We start from the raw sequence: 16640 nt of genomic DNA, 5'->3' as shown, positions 1-16640 counted from the left end.
GGGAGCGAAACCTTTGGGCATCGCCCCGCGCAGGACTACCATGAAACTAAAACACCGACCTAGGAGTCACACATCAGCAGTTTCACGGACACCCCGGAGGGCTTCCGCTCCGGCTTCGTCAGCTTTGTCGGCCGCCCGAACACGGGTAAGTCGACGCTCACCAATGCGCTGGTGGGCGAGAAGATCGCGATCACGGCGAACCAGCCGGAGACCACCCGTCACCCGATCCGCGGCATTGTGCACCGCGCGGATGCGCAGATCATCGTGGTGGACACGCCCGGTCTGCATAAGCCGCGGACGCTGCTGGGCGAGCGGCTCAACGAGATCGTCAAGGACACCTACGCGGATGTGGACCTCATCGGTTTCACTGTCCCGGCGGACGAGAAGATCGGGCCGGGCGACCGGTGGATCCTGGAGAACGTGCGCAAGGTGGTGCCGAACACGCCGATCCTGGGCATCGTGACCAAGCTGGACAAGGTGTCCAAGGACCAGGTCGGGGCGCAGCTGATGGCCCTGCATGAGCTGCTGGGCGGCGATGCTGAGGTGGTTCCGGTGTCCGCGGAGGAGGGGACGCAGGTCGACGTGCTCATCGACGTCATGGCGTCTCTGCTGCCCGAGGGCCCGAAGTTCTACCCGGACGACCATGTGACGGACGACGACAACAACACCCGTATCTCGGAGCTGATCCGCGAGGCCGCGCTCGAGGGCCTGAAGGATGAGCTGCCGCACTCGGTGGCCGTCGAGGTCGACGAGATCCTGCCCAGCGGGGATCGGCCGGACTGCCTGGACGTCCACGCGATCATCTACGTGGAGCGCGAGGGGCAGAAGTCGATCATCAGGGGCAAGGACGGACGCCGTCTGGGCCGGATCATCCACAATTCCCGCCAGGAGATCATCAAACTGATGGGGCGCAACGTGTACCTGGATCTGCGCATCAAGGTGCTCAAGGACTGGCAGTCGGACCCGAAGTCCCTGGGCCGGTTGGGCTTCTAGCTGGCCATGCGTAAGGAGTCGTACCGGGACCGGGCCCTGGTGGTGCGGACCTACGACTTCGGCGAGGCCGACCGCATCATCGTCCTGTTGACGCGGGGGAACGGGGTGAAACGGGGCGTCGCGAAGGGGGTGCGGCGCTCCAAGAGCAGGTTCGGCTCGCGCCTGCAGCTGTTCGTGGACGTGGACGTGCAGCTGTATCCGGGGCGCAATCTGGAGTCGATCACGGGGGCGGACACGGTGGCCTATTTCGGCTCGGGCATCATCGACGACTACGGGCGCTACACCGCCGCCTGCGCCGCGCTGGAATCGGCTGAGCGGCTGGCGGGCACCGCGCACGACGGCGACCCGTGGCTCTTCGACCATCTGGCGGAGACGCTCGCGCGGATGCAGACGACGGAGCACCCGACCGTGGTCCTGGACGCGTTCCTCCTGCAGGCGATGGCGCATGCGGGCTGGGCGCCGAGCCTCTTCGACTGCGCGCAGTGCCAGGCTCCCGGTCCGCACCACGCGTTTCATCCCGCGGTGGGCGGGGCGGCGTGCGTGAGGTGCCGGCCGCCGGGGTCGGCGGAGGTGCCGGAGGAGGCGCTGCACCTGATGTGGCTGCTGGCGCACGCGCACTGGCCGGCGGCCCTGGAGGCGGTGGAATCGGGGGAGGGGCAGCACCTCAGCGCCGTCGCGCACCGGATGACCAGGGCGCATCTGCAGTGGCACCTGGAGCAGAAGGTCACCAGCCTGGGCGTGATGGACCAGACCTGAGAGGCCGGGTGGCACAATGGTCTGCGTGAACGACAACGCCGCAGCACTCACCCCGCCCGACATCCCAGCCCAGTTCATTCCGCGCCATATCGCCCTGGTGATGGACGGCAACGGCCGGTGGGCGCAGGAGCGCGGCCTCAAGCGCACGGAGGGCCACAAGCGGGGCGAGGCGGTGCTCATGGATGTCGTCGACGCCTGCCTGGCGCTCGGCGTGCCGTACCTGTCGGCCTACGCCTTCTCCACGGAGAACTGGCGCCGGTCCACGGATGAGGTGCGTTTCCTCATGGGCTTCAACCGGGATGTGCTGCGCCGTCAGCGGGACGTGCTCAACGAGAAGGGCGTGCGGGTCCGCTGGGTGGGCCGCCGCCCGCGGCTGTGGCGCACCGTGATCAAGGAGCTGGAGACGGCCGAGGAGCTGACGCGGGACAACACGCGCATGACCCTGGCCATGTGCGTGAACTACGGCGGCCGGGCCGAGCTTGTCGACGCCGCCCGGGAGGTCGCCCGCCGCGCCGCCGCCGGGCAGCTGCGTCCGGAGCAGATCACGGAGAGGACTTTCGCGCAGTTCCTCGACGAGCCGGACATGCCGGACGTCGATCTGTTCCTGCGGCCCTCGGGGGAGAAGCGGACGTCGAATTTCCTGCCGTGGCATTCGGCGTACGCGGAGATGGTCTACCAGGAGAAACTGTTCCCGGACTTCACTCCCCAGGATCTTTTCGACGCCGTCCTGGAGTACGCTTCACGTGACCGCCGTTTTGGTGGTACCAAGAGTTAGTTCAGAGGAGAACAGTGCCTACCAGAGCACAGATCAACCGGTGGCGTCGTTACCTGGCCAACGAGCGCGCCGAGGCCGCGCTCTACCGTGAGCTCGCCCGGAAGAAGCACGGAGAGGAACGCGAGATCCTCCTGGCGCTGGCCGATTCCGAGGCCCGCCACGAGGCGTTCTGGCGCGAGAAGCTGGGGGAGTACGTCGGTTTCCCGCGCCAGCCCGACCTGAACACCCGCTTCATGGGGTTCATGGCGAGGCGTTTCGGCTCGGTGTTCACCCTGGCGCTCATGCAGACGGCGGAGTCCCGCAACCCCTATGTCAAGGACGAGGACGCGTCCTCGCAGATCGCCGCCGACGAGCGGATCCACGCGGAGGTCGTGCGCGGGCTGGCGGCGCGGGGCCGGGAGCGGATGTCGGGCAGCTTCCGGGCCGCGGTGTTCGGCGCCAACGACGGTCTGGTGTCCAACCTGGCGCTGGTGGTCGGCATCATGGGTTCGGGCGTGTCCTCGAACCTGATCTTGCTCACGGGCGTCTCCGGCCTGCTGGCGGGCGCGTTGTCCATGGCGGCGGGGGAGTACGTCTCGGTCAGCTCGCAGAAGGAGCTGCTCGAGGCCTCCACCCCGCACCCCAAGGCGCACACGCTGCTGCCCGCGCTGGACGTCAACGCCAACGAGCTCGCCCTGGTCTACCGGGCCCGGGGGATGGGGGAGAAGGAGGCCGCCGGCAAGGCGCAGGCGGAGTTCTCCCGGATGGCGCTGGAGCAGGCGATCGGCCTGGAACGCGAGGACAGCCCCGGCGGGATCGACACCTGGGACAGCCCGAGTGAGGTCGTCGGGTCGCCGTGGACCGCCGCGGGATCGAGTTTCCTCTTCTTCGCGGGCGGCGCGCTCATCCCGATCGTCCCGTTCCTCTTCGGGGCGTCCCCAGTGCTGGGCGCGGCCATCGCGCTGGCGCTGGTCTCGGTGGCGTTGATGTTCACCGGCGGCGTGGTGGGCGTACTTTCCGGCAAGCCGCCGTGGACCAGGGCGATCCGTCAGCTGACGATCGGGCTGGGCGCCGCAGCGATCACGTACCTGCTGGGCATGGCCTTCGGGACCGCGGTGGGTTAGGCGGCCGAGCACCTGGCGCAGACGCCGTAGATCTCGGCGTCGTGGCCCGTGAGCTGGAAGTTGTTCTGCTTCGCCACAGCCTGCGCCCAGGCTTCGACGGGTCCGCCGTCGATCTCCTCGGTGCGGCCGCACTTCGTGCACACCAGGTGGTGGTGGTGGTGCGGGGAGACGCACTGGCGGTAGAGGGTCTCGCCGGAGGCCATGTGCAGGACGTCGACGGCGTGGAGCTCGGCCAGCGACTGCAGGGTGCGGTAGACCGTGGTCAGTCCGACCTGCATCTCCCGGCCCTCCAGCTCGCGGTGGATCTCCTTGGCCGAGGCGAAGGTGTCGATCTCGGAGAGGACGTTGATCACCGCAGTGCGTTGACGGGTGTTGCGTGCGCCGAGCTTCGGCGCACCGGACGACAAGGGTGGCATGGCCATCCTCTTCCTGTGAGGATCGGGACGTGGGGGACGCGTCCCATTATCCACATAAACCCCGCCTCGGGCAGGCCCTGTCAGTTGTGGGGGGCAGGCGGGACGGGGGCCGGTGCGGGGATGGTCTCCGGGGCGACGTCGTAGGCCGCGGCGGCGGGTGCGTGGGCGAGCTGCGCCACGGGGTCCTCCTCGGTGCCTGAGCCGCGGGGTTGGTCACGCGGCCCGATCTGGATGACGTCGGCGTGGAGGCGGGACTCCTGCCGGGCGCGGGCGTGGCGGCCGAGGTTGACGGCGGCGTCGATAAGCTCGGAAGCCTCGGGGAGCACGAGGCGGTAGATGACCTCGCGGCCCCGGCGCTGGGAGTCGACGATGCCGGCGCGTTTGAGCACGCGGAGGTGCTGGCTGATCAGCGGCTGGGATTTGCCGAGACCGGTGACGAGCTCGTGGACGAAGTGGTCGCGGGTGGACAGACGCGCGATGATCTGGACCCGCAGGCGGGAATCGAGAGCGCCGATGATGGACTCGGCGGCTGCCAGATCGGTCTCCGAAAGGTTATTCATTGCAACTCAGATCTATTCGACATGTGGACCAGATTCTGTGGTCTGAGAGTGATCTAGACCATTGATGGAGAAGGTCGTGCGCCTCGGGGGTTCCGTTCGTGTCGCCACGTGCTGAGTTCGCGACGGAACCGGGGGTATTTCCAGTTTAGACATTTAAGCGTTGAGAGAAAAATAAGACGCTGCCTGAGGAAATACAGGTACCCCGTTTCGGGCCCCTCAACCCCCCGCCAGCCCCGGGAACCCGGGACGGCTAGACTCTTCCTCAATCAACTCGACTTGCCCCCTACCAGAGGAGTCTGAAGCCACATGGCGTCCGTCATCGATACCGTAGTCAACCTGTGCAAGCGCCGCGGCCTCGTCTACCAGGCCGGCGACATCTACGGAGGTTCGCGCTCCGCATGGGACTACGGCCCGCTCGGTGTCGAGCTCAAGGAGAACATCAAGCGCCAGTGGTGGCGCCACATGGTCACCTCCCGCCCCGACGTCGTCGGCGTGGACACCTCCATCATCCAGCCGCGCCAGGTGTGGGTCACCTCCGGCCACGTCGAGGTCTTCACCGACCCGCTGGTCGAATCGCTGCACACGCACAAGCGCTACCGCGCCGACCACCTGCTCGAGGCCTACGAGGAGAAGCACGGCCACCCGCCGGCCAACGGCCTCGCCGACATCAATGACCCGGAGACCGGCCAGCCGGGCAACTGGACCGAGCCGAAGGCCTTCTCCGGCCTGCTCAAGACCTTCCTGGGCCCCGTCGACGACGAGGAGGGCCTGCACTACCTCCGCCCGGAGACCGCGCAGGGCATCTTCATCAACTTCAAGAACGTCATGACCTCCGCGCGCATGAAGCCGCCGTTCGGCATCGCCAACATCGGCAAGTCCTTCCGCAACGAGATCACCCCGGGCAACTTCATCTTCCGCACCCGCGAGTTCGAGCAGATGGAGATGGAGTTCTTCGTCAAGCCGGGCGAGGACGAGGAATGGCACCAGAAGTGGATCGACGACCGCCTGCAGTGGTACATCGACCTGGGCATCAGCCCCGACAACCTGCGCCTCTACGAGCACCCCAAGGAGAAGCTGTCCCACTACTCCAAGCGCACGGTCGACGTCGAGTACGCCTACAACTTCGCGGGCACCAAGTGGGGCGAGCTGGAGGGCATCGCCAACCGCACCGACTACGACCTGCGCGTGCACTCCGAGGGCTCCGGTGAGGATCTGTCCTACTTCGACCAGGAGGCCAACGAGCGGTGGATCCCCTTCGTCATCGAGCCGGCCGCCGGCCTGGGCCGCGCCTTCATGGCCTTCCTCGTCGACGCCTACACCGAGGATGAGGCGCCCAACTCCAAGGGCGGGGTGGATAAGCGCGTCGTGCTCAAGCTCGACCGCCGTCTGTCCCCGGTGAAGGTCGCCGTCCTGCCGCTGTCGAAGAAGCCGGAGCTGGCCGGCCCGGCCGAGAAGATCGCCGCCGACCTGCGCAAGCTCTGGAACATCGACTACGACACCTCCGGCGCCATCGGCCGCCGTTACCGCCGCCAGGACGAGATCGGCACCCCGTTCTGCGTGACCGTGGACTTCGACACCCTCGAGGACAACGCCGTCACCGTCCGCGAGCGCGACACCATGGAGCAGGAGCGCGTGCCGCTGGATGAGCTGCAGGGCTACCTGGCGCAGCGCCTGATCGGCTGCTAACCGTGCATTACACCAGCTGGGACCGCACCGACACGGACGCCCCCGTCCTCCTCGCCGAGGACGGGCCCACCGTACTCGGCCGCTTCACCGGGGAGGACGCCTCCGTGGACGGCCAGGTCTGGGGCCTGCACTTCGACAAGGAGAAGGGTGCGAAGGCCACCCTCCCGGACGGTCGGGTACTCGACGCGCCGGCCAACTTCGGCCGCGCCAAGAACATCCGCGCCACCCTGGGCGAGCGCACCTTCACCTTCATCAACGAGTCCTCCACCAACTGGATCGTCGAGGACGAGCAGGGCAGCAAGATCGCCCAGTTCTCCGGCGGCGGCAACGGCGTGCGCAAGGCGATCCTAGAGTTCGAGGGCGAGACCGACCTGCCCGTCGAGGATGTCGCCGGCCTGAGCTGGCTGGCCCGCATGGTGCTGGAGTCCCGCCTCGGCCGCTCCTCGCTGGTGCTCATCGGCACGCTGGCCGTCATGTCCGTCATCGCGATCCTGGCGTTCATCTTCTAGCCCATGGAGCACGCGGGCACCGACTACTGGGTCTGGGTGGGCAACGAGCTCTTCGACACCCGGCGCGACACCGTGGCCAGGGTCCGTTCGGACGTCATCTTTTTCGACTCCGAACGCATGCTCATCGAGTCCGAGCCCGGCCCCTACCGGTTCCGCGCCCGCGCCACCACCGGCGACGGCCGCGTGTTCACCATGTCCCAGAACGGCTTGACAGTCGGCTGCCTCGACTCCGACTGCGACGGCCGGACATACACCCTGCGGCGCACCTCCGTCTGGCGCAAGGAACGTCACATCCTCGACGCGGACGGCGACATCGTCGCCCACATCCGCCCGCTGATCAGCGGCCGCGTTGAGGTGCACCCCGGTGCGGCCTGGTCCGACCTCCCGCTTATCGACGCCGTCTTCTTATCCTGGGGCTGCGTCCTCGTCGACTCGCCGGTGCGCAGGCCGCGGATGTAGGTGCCGGGGGCGGGCTGCGTCTGGTCGCCTGGCAGGGGGTTATCCCCGGCCAACCTGGTTACACCCGGTGCAGGTGCACCGGGTACAGCCATCTTTGCAGGGTGTACCCTGGCCAGGCCCCGACCCGGCCCCGGCGCCGTTACAGATCCGGGAACGGCACCGGCCGGCGCAGCCGCGGTCCCGGCGGTGGGGGATAATCCTTGGCCGCCTTCTGGTTGTTCAGTGTCAGGAAGTCTACCAGGGCCCGGTACGCCACCCGGGTGCCACTAGACTGGTCCAGCTCCCTGCGTCGCGGCTGGATGGACTCCTTCCGGTCCAGGATCTCCTGCCGGAGCAGCTCAACCTTCTGATGGGCAGCATTCTTCTCCAGCCGGAGCGCCGCCTGCTCCAGTTCGTTGACGGCAGCGGCCTCGGGATCCAGCCGCCAGTAGTGGGAGTGCGCCCAGGGGAAGATGTCCCGGAGAGACCGCCTCCGGAGGGACTGCGCCCGGACGGCGACGTCCCGGATCCCCCGCCCGAACTTCGGCGCCAGCGGGCCACCCACTAGGTCGCCGAAGAATAACCACCGGGGAAAATACGCGTTCGACCAGCGGGTGACCGCGAACGGGGCACCGTGATGGGCCACCAGGGCGTTACGGGGCGACTCCCGCAGGGTGTACCACCCGTCCTCCACGGTGTACCGGCGGCTGTAGAACACCCCGCCGCGATCATCGATCGGCGGGCATTCCGGGTATTCACGTTGTGCCTTGCGCTCCTGGAACCTGGCGTTGGACCGGGAGAGCAGGAAGTCCGCGTGCGCCAGGGGCGAACCCAGCGTGATGAAGTCCGTGACCAGCCAGCGCATCCCCCGGTGCCGGGACTCGACCCACAGTTCGTGCTGGGCATGCTGCCACTCCGCGATGTCCTCCGCATCCGGATTCAGGGGAAGTGCGTCGACCACCGCCTCGAAGTTCTCGGCCAGCGTGGTCGGGTATTCATCCGTGGGCGCATCGGCCAGGGCCGGGTCAGGATGGCGCAGTTCATCCCAGGCCAGGCGCAGCAGATCGAGGCCGATCACCGAGCCGAGGCTGTGGCCGACAATCACGATACGCTGGTAGGTCCCGGCATCGTGCAGCGCATGTAGCAGGGCAAGACCCTCGGCCCGGATCTCGTTGCGCGCCTTGAGGCTGCCGGGGGAACGGGAGAGGTAAAACCTGGCGTCAGCCAGCGACCTGGTCAGGAATCCGCCGGCGAGCAGCACGACCAGCACGGCCAGGACGGCAACCACCGTGAGTATCCGGCCGAACAGCGCGGCGGTGCTCGCGGCGAGCCCGACGTCGAGCCCCAGCGAGTCCGCCACAGCGATGAGGAGGATGAGCGCCAGAACCGTCACAGCAACCTGAAAGATGCCGATCGGCTTGCGCAGCGGCGGCTGATGGCCCCAGAACCGGCGCCGGAAGAGGATGTCCACGAACAGCCACCGCAGCGTGGCCAACAGTCGCCCGGCAGGGAAGTGGTGGGCCCAGTAGAACTCGAAGAAGTCGGTCTCCGGCCGCGGATGGGACCCGTAGCTGGAGAAGCGCCGCAGCTCAAAGTTGTCGGAGTAGCGGTGGGGCTTGCTGTAGAACTGCGGCACACCGATCCCCGCCATGAACGCACGCAACGTGTCCATCGGCCGTTGATCGCCTATGCCGTGAATGAGCACCACGGCCTGACGCTGGCGTTGAGAACTTCGTTCCGGTTGGGCCTCCATGAGGCCATGCTATCGCCGCCGAAACTATCTGGCAGGTGGGTCGCCAGGCGCTGGGGTAGGGTGGCCTGCCCGCCTGGTCGAGATCACCCGGAGGAGTTCACCACTGCTCTCGACCCCGGGCCCCCTCCTCTCCTCCCCCTGATTTCGACCAGGCAGGGAGGAGGGGCTGCCGCGCAATACTTTCCGTCGGTCAGCCCTGGCAGGTTAGAAAGACCCGCCCCGGAACCCTCCGCCGCCTCCGCCGAAGCCTCCACCACCAAAGCCGCCTCCGAACCCTCCGCCGAAGCCGCCACCCCGGCCACCGCCGGAGAGGATCTCGTTGATGAGGATGCCGGTGACGATGCCGCCCATGTTGGACCCGCCGCGGCCACCGCGGCCCTGGAACTGGCGGCGCTGGTAGTCGTCCACGTCGGCCTGGGCCTGGCGGGAGGCCCGCTTGGCCGCCACCGCCGCCTGCCGGGCCGCCTCGATGGCGGTGCGGGTGTCGGAGGTGCGCAGCTGGATGGCCTGGGCCTGCAGTCGCTTGGCGTCGGCCAGGTAGGTGCGGGCCTGGGACTGGACCACCCGGCCGCGGGAGGCGATGAGGTCCTCGGCGGCCTGGATGGTGGAGTTGGCGGCCTGGAGCTGGTGGTCCAGGAGCTGCAGCTGGCGGGACTGGTCGGCGGTGGTCTCGCGGACGGTGTCCAGCTGCTGGTCCAGCTCGGCGTCGATGTCGGAGAGCAGGGTGTACGCGCCGAGCGGGTCGTTGGTCTTCAGGTCGCGGGACTGTTCCAGGGTGGTGATGGCCCGGCCGACCACACCGTCGAGGGCGGCCCAGTCGGCCCGTGCTCCTTCAGAAACCCCGCGGCGCTTGAGGTCGCCGGCCTCCCGGATTTCACCCTCGACCTCGGCGATGAGGTCGTCGATGCCGGACCGGGCGGTGGCGATGTTCTCGTCGGCGCGTTCGATGCTGGAGAGCATGTGGTCGGCGCGTTCGATGGCGTGCTCGGAGTGGCGGATGGCCTCGACCAGTCCGCCCTGCTCGCCGGCGGGCAGCGACTCCAGCTCGCGGGCGGCGGCCAGGGACTTCTCGGCCTCGTCGAGGGCGGCGGTGGCCAACGTGATGTTGTCGGCAATGGAGGCCAGCACCTCGGGGGAGTAGCGCTCCTGCAGGCCCTCCAGCGTGGAGGTGGCCTGGGGGAGGCGGGTGCGCACGTCGACGGTGCGGCGGGTCAGCTCGTCGATCTTGCGGTCGGCGGTAGCCAGCAGGTTGCGCATGTCGGCGAAGCTGGCGGCCTCGGCCTCCAGGGCGTCGTCGGCCTGTCCGCAGGAGGAGACGATCTCCACGAGCATGGCGCGCCGCTCGGCCTCGGACTCGGGGATGGCGTCATTGAGTCGCTGCTGGGTGGCGAAGGCCTTCTGCAGCGTGGTGGTGGAGTGGTTCATCGCGCGGGTGAAGGAGCGGGTGCGCTCGGGGCCGAATTCGGCGATGGCCAGGTCCAGTTCCTCCCGGCCGCGGCGGATGGATTCGTCGGTGGAGACGAGTTCGTCGTGCGCCAGCTGCTCGAGGGTCTCCATCGGCAGCTTGGCCAGCCGGCCGGTGTCGCGGGGGTCGATGTCGCGGGAATCCTCCAGCACGGCCGCCGAGGTTTCCTTGCGCTTGCGGCGCGAATACGCCCAGATGCCGCCGCCCGCGGCCACCGCGGCTGCCGCTCCGCCGCCGAGCCAGGCGAAGGACTCGCCGGACATCTCGCCGGAACCGGCGGCGGCGTCGATGGCCGCGTCGGCCGCACCGAACCAGTTGCTCTCCACCAGCTGGGGGAAGGCGGCGTCGTACATGTCGTCCAGTTCGGACTGCTGCCAGTCGTCGCCGCCGTATATGCCGAACTGGCGGTCTTCCGTGGCCATCGCGACGACGGCGGTGTTGCCGGCGCCGTTGAGCGCCACGGACTGCTCCGTCCAGGCCTCTGGGCTCATGCCGCCGAAGCTGGGCAGGAACACCACGAAGATCGACTTCTGGCCGTCGATCTTGTACTGCTGGATCTTCTCCGTCAGGTCATTGCTCTGCGCGGCGTCGAGCACGCCCGAGTGGTCGGTCACCGGCGCAGATAGCCGCTCGGGCGCGATGGTGCCGGCGACGGCGGTCTGCGCCTGGGTGGTGCTGTCGAGCCCCATCGCCAATGGCGCGCCTCCGACGAGGAAGGCCGCCGAGATCGCGGCGGCGGCGGCCAGGGTCTTCGGGCGGGGGAGCGTTTGTTTCATGCCGCCAAGACTACCGTCGAAGCCGTGAAGTTGTACCTCCTCTTTCCCGCGCTGATGTCCGGCCCCGCCCGGATCCTCCTCCACGCCCTCCGGCATCGCCGACTCCCCGCCCCGCGCCGAAGTCTGGTGGTGCCGGGCACCGCGCAGTACGACGGCCGCCCCTCGAAGCAGTTCGCCGCGCGCCTCGACCACGCGCTGCTGTTGTGGCGCGGGGGCCGCGCGGAACACATCTACACCCTCGGCGGAAGGATGCCCGGAGACCGGTTCACCGAGGCCCACGCGGGCAGCGAGTACCTCATCAGCCGCGGCGTTCCGGAAGAGGCCGTCACCGAGATCCCCGAAGGCAATGACACCCGCGGCTCCTACGCCGCGCTGACCAGGCACCACGACCCCGGCACGACCCTCATCGTCACCGACCCCCACCACGCCCTGCGCGCCGAGCTCCTCGCCCGCCAGGCCGGGATCGACGCTCTCGCCAGCCCCACGCGGACCTCCCCCACGCGTTTCCCGGGGAAATCGTGGTGGCTCACCCTGTCCCATGAGGCGGGCGGGCTGATGGTCGTCGATGTGTCCCGCGCCTTCGGGCGGGGGAACGCGGATAGGCTGGAGGAGTTGTTGCGCGGGCTGCAGGCCGGTCTGCGCCCCTCGCGCCGGGCCCGCCACGAGAAGCTGGCTGCCGACAAGCTGGACTGAGGACACATGTACGCATACACCGCCGCCGACATCGAACGCCGGCACCATGAGGGCCCGAAGGGCAGCGAGTTCGACGAGTCGACCCCCGACCACCGGGGCGACTTCGGCCGCGATCGCGCCCGGGTCCTGCATTCCGCCGCGCTGCGCAGGCTGGCCGACAAGACCCAGGTCGTGGGTCCCCGCGACGGAGACACCCCGCGCACCCGCCTGACCCACTCCCTGGAGGTCGCGCAGATCGCCCGCGGCATCGGCACCGGTCTGGGCCTGGACCCGGACCTGTGCGAGATGGCCGGCCTCACCCACGACATCGGCCACCCGCCCTACGGCCACAACGGGGAGGTCGCGCTCAACGAGGTCGCCGCCGACTGCGGCGGCTTCGAGGGCAACGCCCAGACCCTGCGCATCCTCAGCCGGCTGGAGCCGAAGACCGTCTCCCCGGCGGGGGAGAGCTTCGGCCTCAACCTCACCCGCGCCGCGCTCGACGCCGCCTGCAAGTACCCGCGCACCCGCACCAACCCGGACGGCACCGTCAACGCCAAGTACGGCTGTTACGACGAGGACGCGCACATCCTCGCCTGGCTCCGCGCAGGCCACACCGACCAGCGCCCCTCGATGGAGGCGCAGACCATGGACTGGTCTGACGACATCGCCTATTCGGTCCACGACGTCGAGGACGGCATCGTCTCCGGCCGCATCACCCTCCGCGTCCTGTGGGACCTCGTCGAACTCGCCGCGCTGGCGGAGAAGGGCGCCCGCGCCTTCGGCGGCACCCCCGAAGAGCTTCTCGACGCCGCCGGCTCCCTCCGCGAGCTCAACGTCGTCCACCACGCCGCCGACTTCGACCACTCCCTGCGCGGCTACGCGGGCCTCAAGCGCCTGACCTCCGAACTGGTCGGCCGCTATGTGGGCACCACCATCGACGCCACCTGCGCGCAGGGCACACTCGGCCGCCAGCACGGCAACCTGATCATCCCGCCGCAGGCCCAGGCCGAGGTGACCCTGCTCAAGACCATCGCCGTGCTCTACGTCATGGACGCGCCGGTGCACATCGCCCGCCAGGACCGTCAGCGCGAACGCGTTTTCCGGGTCTTCGACTACCTCACCGCCGGCGCGCCGGGTTCGCTCGACCCGATGTACCGCCAGTGGTGGAACGAGGCCGAGTCAGATGCCGGGCGCCAGCGCGTGGTCATCGACCAGATCGCCTCCATGACCGAGTCCCGCCTGGAACGCCTGGCCAAGCACTCGGCCGCCCTCACGCCTTTCCTGGGGTAGGGGAGGGGTGGTTGGCCCTGACTGCGGGCCCGCCACCACCCGAACCCTGCGACGAGGACCCCGCGAGGAGCCCGATCCCCGGACTCCTCGCGGGGTTCCGGCGTGATTCCGGGGCTGAGCGCAGAGTCCTCATCGCAGGCTCTCCTTTCAGAGCGAGGCGGGAGCGCCTCTTACTGCGGCCCGCGCCAGGACCGCGACAGCCGCCAGTTGTTCCTGGGATGGCTCCCCATCGGCTCTGCGTAACCCGTCGGCCAGGAGGGTCAGAATCTCAAGCGTCGGGTTGCTGACCTCCCAGAATTTCAGTGGGTGCCCGTCCGCGGACCAGCCGACGCTGCTCAGGAGATTCGCCAGGAGCGTGTGCCACAGCTCGACGGGGGCATCGGCCCCGACGGTGAGAAGTGTCAGCCAGCCGGCGTGGCGGTCGAACTTGGACGTTCCCAGCGGCAGGGCGTCGACGGCTGCCTGCCAGATGAGATTCGGGTCCTCCGAGGCCAGCAACCCTTTTTTGGTTGGGAGCAGTCTGCCGCGGTATTTCCGGGCGAGCTTCAACTGCTTGAGGGATTCGTGCAGCGCGCTGACCGGATACGTCTGCGATTCGCGGTTGAGCTTGCCGATCCACCAGGACGCCACCCCGGTGATCTCCGCGATCTCGCGGACAGCCGCCGGTTTCAGGTAGCCCTGGGCGGTCAGTTCCACGCCTTCCTTCCCCAGGAAGGTGAGCGTCTGGTGGAACGGCTCGACCATCCGGCGGATGGTGTCGGAGTCGGGTTCCACCGTCTCCTGGTACCAGCCTGGATGCAGGAGGAGACTGTCAATCATTCCCTCCTGGCCGAAACCGACCCCACTGACCAACTCTGCGAGCTCTGGGTTGAGGGACAGGGGGGATCTTTCGAGCAGCGCGAGGCGTTCATTGATGTCCGCGGCGTCGAAGTGGTTCGGGTCCCAGTCCTCCTCCAGCCACTGCGCCATGATCTCCGGTTCGACGGAGTCGGATTCGAAGGCTGCGGGCCGGCCGGCCTCCACCCAGCGGACAATTTCTTCGTAGCCGTACACGCCGCCGCAGTCCTCGGGTGGGCAGGCTCTCCGTCCGGCGGTGCACGAGGGGCCAGACATCTCTTCCTCCAGCACCTCCTCCACGAGGATCGTGTGGCGCCAGCCGTCGCCGAAATCGTAGTCGTAGCGCAGCTTGTCGCCCTTCTGTCTCAACACCTGATCAAGCCGCACATCGCTTTCCGCAATGCCTTCCTCGCCTTCCGAGAGATCCCAGCCGGTGAGAAACTCACGGCGGTCCCGGTTGGTTCCCACCCAGAACTGGTGCAGGTGGCAGTCGTACCAGCCCATCGTCTCCTGGACGACAGCGTGGAACTGGTCCAGGGTCATGTCACCCGGGACGATGAGGCGACGCCAGACCGGCGGCTTGGTTTCGTCGAGGGACAGTCGAACCTGGAAACCGCGCGGAGACACGGGCGGGTCGAGGACCTCAGGCATCAATGCCTGCTCAGGCCAGTAGAAGTTTTCGTCGGACGTCGGTGCCGGATGGTGAGAAGGCATGCCTGTATCAGATCACATCTGCGGCGGTGGAGAATTATTTGGGCACCATTGCAAGGGTCCGTGCCCCACCCTGAAAGGAGGACCCCGCAAGAGGTCCTCACACAGCGCTCCTTTCGGGGTTCAGCGTGATACCAGGGGGTGGTTGCGGGGTTCTCCTTTCATGCACCCCGCCACCCGAACCCTGCGAGGAGGACCCCGCGACGAGCCCGATCCCCGGACTCCTCGCGGGTTCTAGCCCGATCCCGGTGCTGAGCGCAGGGTCCTCATCGCAGGTTCTCCCCGAGACAACTCCCACAATCAAGTGCACATGTGCGCACATGTCATAGAATGAAGCCATGGCCCCCACAGCCCTGCTCACCCCACTCCGCAACCGGACCTACCTGCACCTCTTCTCCGCCCAGGTGGTGGCGCTGGTGGGCACGGGACTGCTCACCGTGGCGCTGGGGCTGCTGGCCTTCGACATAGCCGGGGGCAGCGCCGGCCGCATCCTGGCCAACGCGCTGACCATCAAGATCCTCATCTACGTGCTGCTCTCACCTGTGGTCACTGCCCTGGCCGCCAACTGGAACCCCCGGCCGGTGCTGGTCGGCGCCAACCTCGTCCGCGGCGCCGTGGCGCTGACCCTGCCGTTCATCGCCGCAGAGTGGCAGCTTTACCTGGCCATCGGCCTGCTCCAGGCCGCCAGCGCCACCTTCACACCGACGTTCCAGGCGGTCATCCCGCGCATCCTGCCCGAAGAGGAGGACTACACCCGCGCGCTCTCGCTCTCCCGCCTGGCCTATGACCTGGAGCAGATAGCCAGCCCGGTCCTGGCAGCGGCCATGCTCGCGGTGATGAGTTACACCAACCTCTTCCTGGGCACTGTCGTCGGTTTCCTCGCCTCCGCGGTGCTGGTGGTCGCCACCCCGCTTCCCCGGAAACCCGAGACTCCCACCCACCGCACCGGCTTCATCGAGCGCACCCAGCGCGGCATCCGGATCATGCTGCGCGAACGCCCGCTCCGTGCCCTGCTGTGGCTGAACCTTGCGGTGGCCGCGCCCATGGCGATGGTTATGGTCAACACCGTGGTCATCGTCCGCTCCGAGCTGGGGATGGGGGAGTCTGCCCTGGCCTGGACTCTGGCGATCTTCGGCCTGGGCTCCATGGTGGTGGCCGCCGCCGTGCCCGGGCTGCTGGAGAAGGTCACCGACCGTGCGGTCATGCTCCCCGCCGCTGTGCTGGGCGCGGCCTGCCTCATCCTCCTGCTGATCGTGCCCGCGTCGGGCTACGCGCTCATCGCGTTCACCTGGCTTCTGCTGGGCTTCGCGCTCTCGGCGATGCAGACCCCCATCGGCCGCATCGTCCGCGCCAACGCCAGCGAGGAGGACCTCTCCTATGTCTTCGCCGCCCAGTTCTCACTCAGCCACGCCTGCTACCTGATCACCTACCCCGTCGCCGGCTGGATCGGCGACAGCGCCGGCCTCTGGGCGGCCACCGCAGCCCTGGCGGTACTCGCGGTGCTGGGTACCGTCATGGCAACCCTCACCTGGCCCAAGGAGTCCGTATGAGCCTCGAACACAATCTCGTCCCCGACGAGGCCCTTTTCACCGAGGCCGCCGACGCCCTCAAACTGCTGGCCGAACCTACCCGCCTGCAGCTGCTCTTCCTGCTTATCGACGCCGAGTTCAACGTCACCCAGCTCGTCTCCCTCACGGGCGCGAGTCGCACGGTGGTCAGTCAGCATCTGGCGAAACTCCGCCTTGGCGGGCTGGTGTACTCCCGCAAAGAGGGCCGGAACGTGCTCTACCGGATCGCCGACGGCCACGTCGCGCGACTGGTGGTGGAGACCCTCAACCGGGCGGATCACCTAAGGACGGGGGAACCGGAGCACGGCTGAGCCCGGCTCTGAGAATCC

General features: G+C 68.2%; 16 protein-coding genes. 11 read left to right on the top strand and 5 right to left on the bottom strand.

Features of this window, described 5'->3' with window-relative positions:
* Positions 1-72 precede the first annotated feature (72 nt).
* Genes era through B840_RS08975 form a run of 4 tightly spaced genes read left to right on the top strand, consistent with a single transcriptional unit; the run spans position 73 to position 3627 of the window.
* Positions 73-993 carry a GTPase Era gene (gene era, locus B840_RS08990; protein WP_042621866.1) on the top strand — a complete coding sequence of 307 codons (921 nt, stop codon included), beginning with the start codon at positions 73-75 and terminating at the stop codon, positions 991-993.
* 6 nt (positions 994-999) lie between these two features.
* Complete coding sequence (gene recO / locus B840_RS08985) at positions 1000-1749, top strand: DNA repair protein RecO (protein ID WP_042621865.1); 750 nt, start codon at positions 1000-1002, stop codon at positions 1747-1749.
* Between the two features lie 16 nt (positions 1750-1765).
* Positions 1766-2524: an isoprenyl transferase gene (locus tag B840_RS08980; RefSeq protein ID WP_042621864.1), complete on the top strand. Its 759-nt coding sequence runs from the start codon at positions 1766-1768 to the stop codon at positions 2522-2524.
* Positions 2525-2538: 14 nt separating this feature from the next.
* A complete protein-coding gene (locus tag B840_RS08975; RefSeq protein ID WP_042621863.1) occupies positions 2539-3627 on the top strand; it encodes a VIT1/CCC1 transporter family protein in 1089 nt (362 codons plus the stop codon).
* On the opposite strand, the gene B840_RS08970 is transcribed toward B840_RS08975, so the two are convergent.
* Positions 3624-4043: a Fur family transcriptional regulator gene (locus B840_RS08970; protein ID WP_042622669.1), complete on the bottom strand. Its 420-nt coding sequence runs from the start codon at positions 4041-4043 to the stop codon at positions 3624-3626. The genes B840_RS08975 and B840_RS08970 overlap by 4 nt on opposite strands.
* Positions 4044-4123: 80 nt before the next feature.
* The gene (locus B840_RS13170) at positions 4124-4603 is read right to left on the bottom strand and encodes an ArsR/SmtB family transcription factor (RefSeq protein ID WP_084602927.1); all 480 of its coding nucleotides are present in this window, start codon (positions 4601-4603) and stop codon (positions 4124-4126) included.
* A gap of 306 nt (positions 4604-4909) precedes the next feature.
* On the opposite strand from B840_RS13170, the gene B840_RS08960 reads away from it, so the two are divergent.
* The 3 genes from B840_RS08960 to B840_RS08950 are packed head-to-tail and all read left to right on the top strand — an operon-like array spanning position 4910 to position 7257.
* Positions 4910-6289: a glycine--tRNA ligase gene (locus B840_RS08960; protein ID WP_042621862.1), complete on the top strand. Its 1380-nt coding sequence runs from the start codon at positions 4910-4912 to the stop codon at positions 6287-6289.
* Between the two features lie 2 nt (positions 6290-6291).
* Positions 6292-6798: a hypothetical protein gene (locus B840_RS08955; RefSeq protein WP_042621861.1), complete on the top strand. Its 507-nt coding sequence runs from the start codon at positions 6292-6294 to the stop codon at positions 6796-6798.
* A gap of 3 nt (positions 6799-6801) precedes the next feature.
* Positions 6802-7257, top strand: a complete 456-nt coding sequence (locus tag B840_RS08950) for a hypothetical protein (protein ID WP_042621860.1) — start codon at positions 6802-6804, stop codon at positions 7255-7257.
* 139 nt (positions 7258-7396) lie between these two features.
* Here the strand turns inward: B840_RS08950 and B840_RS13520 are convergent, their stop codons facing one another.
* Positions 7397-8989, bottom strand: a complete 1593-nt coding sequence (locus B840_RS13520) for a hypothetical protein (RefSeq protein WP_156971884.1) — start codon at positions 8987-8989, stop codon at positions 7397-7399.
* Between the two features lie 204 nt (positions 8990-9193).
* On the bottom strand, positions 9194-11230 hold the full coding sequence (locus B840_RS08940; RefSeq protein WP_042621859.1) for a TPM domain-containing protein: 2037 nt from the start codon (positions 11228-11230) through the stop codon (positions 9194-9196).
* 24 nt (positions 11231-11254) lie between these two features.
* Between B840_RS08940 and B840_RS08935 the strand changes: the two genes are divergently transcribed.
* Together B840_RS08935 and B840_RS08930 are read left to right on the top strand one after the other, a co-directional pair.
* On the top strand, positions 11255-11923 hold the full coding sequence (locus tag B840_RS08935) for a YdcF family protein (RefSeq protein ID WP_229676656.1): 669 nt from the start codon (positions 11255-11257) through the stop codon (positions 11921-11923).
* A gap of 6 nt (positions 11924-11929) precedes the next feature.
* On the top strand, positions 11930-13195 hold the full coding sequence (locus tag B840_RS08930; RefSeq protein ID WP_042621858.1) for a deoxyguanosinetriphosphate triphosphohydrolase: 1266 nt from the start codon (positions 11930-11932) through the stop codon (positions 13193-13195).
* A gap of 147 nt (positions 13196-13342) precedes the next feature.
* Here the strand turns inward: B840_RS08930 and B840_RS08925 are convergent, their stop codons facing one another.
* Positions 13343-14746 (bottom strand): plasmid pRiA4b ORF-3 family protein, encoded by a 1404-nt coding sequence (locus B840_RS08925; protein ID WP_084602923.1) that lies wholly within the window; start codon positions 14744-14746, stop codon positions 13343-13345.
* 335 nt (positions 14747-15081) lie between these two features.
* On the opposite strand from B840_RS08925, the gene B840_RS08920 reads away from it, so the two are divergent.
* Both B840_RS08920 and B840_RS08915 read left to right on the top strand, forming a co-directional pair.
* A complete protein-coding gene (locus B840_RS08920; RefSeq protein ID WP_052491149.1) occupies positions 15082-16293 on the top strand; it encodes an MFS transporter in 1212 nt (403 codons plus the stop codon).
* Positions 16290-16622: an ArsR/SmtB family transcription factor gene (locus B840_RS08915; RefSeq protein ID WP_042621857.1), complete on the top strand. Its 333-nt coding sequence runs from the start codon at positions 16290-16292 to the stop codon at positions 16620-16622. The genes B840_RS08920 and B840_RS08915 overlap by 4 nt, the downstream gene beginning before the upstream one ends.
* Positions 16623-16640: the final 18 nt, after the last annotated feature.

The sequence above is a fragment of the Corynebacterium marinum DSM 44953 genome, assembly GCF_000835165.1.
Classification (GTDB): Bacteria; Actinomycetota; Actinomycetes; order Mycobacteriales; family Mycobacteriaceae; genus Corynebacterium; species Corynebacterium marinum.
The sequence above is the reverse complement of the archived record's forward strand: the minus strand, read 5'-3'. Positions and strand labels throughout refer to the sequence as shown.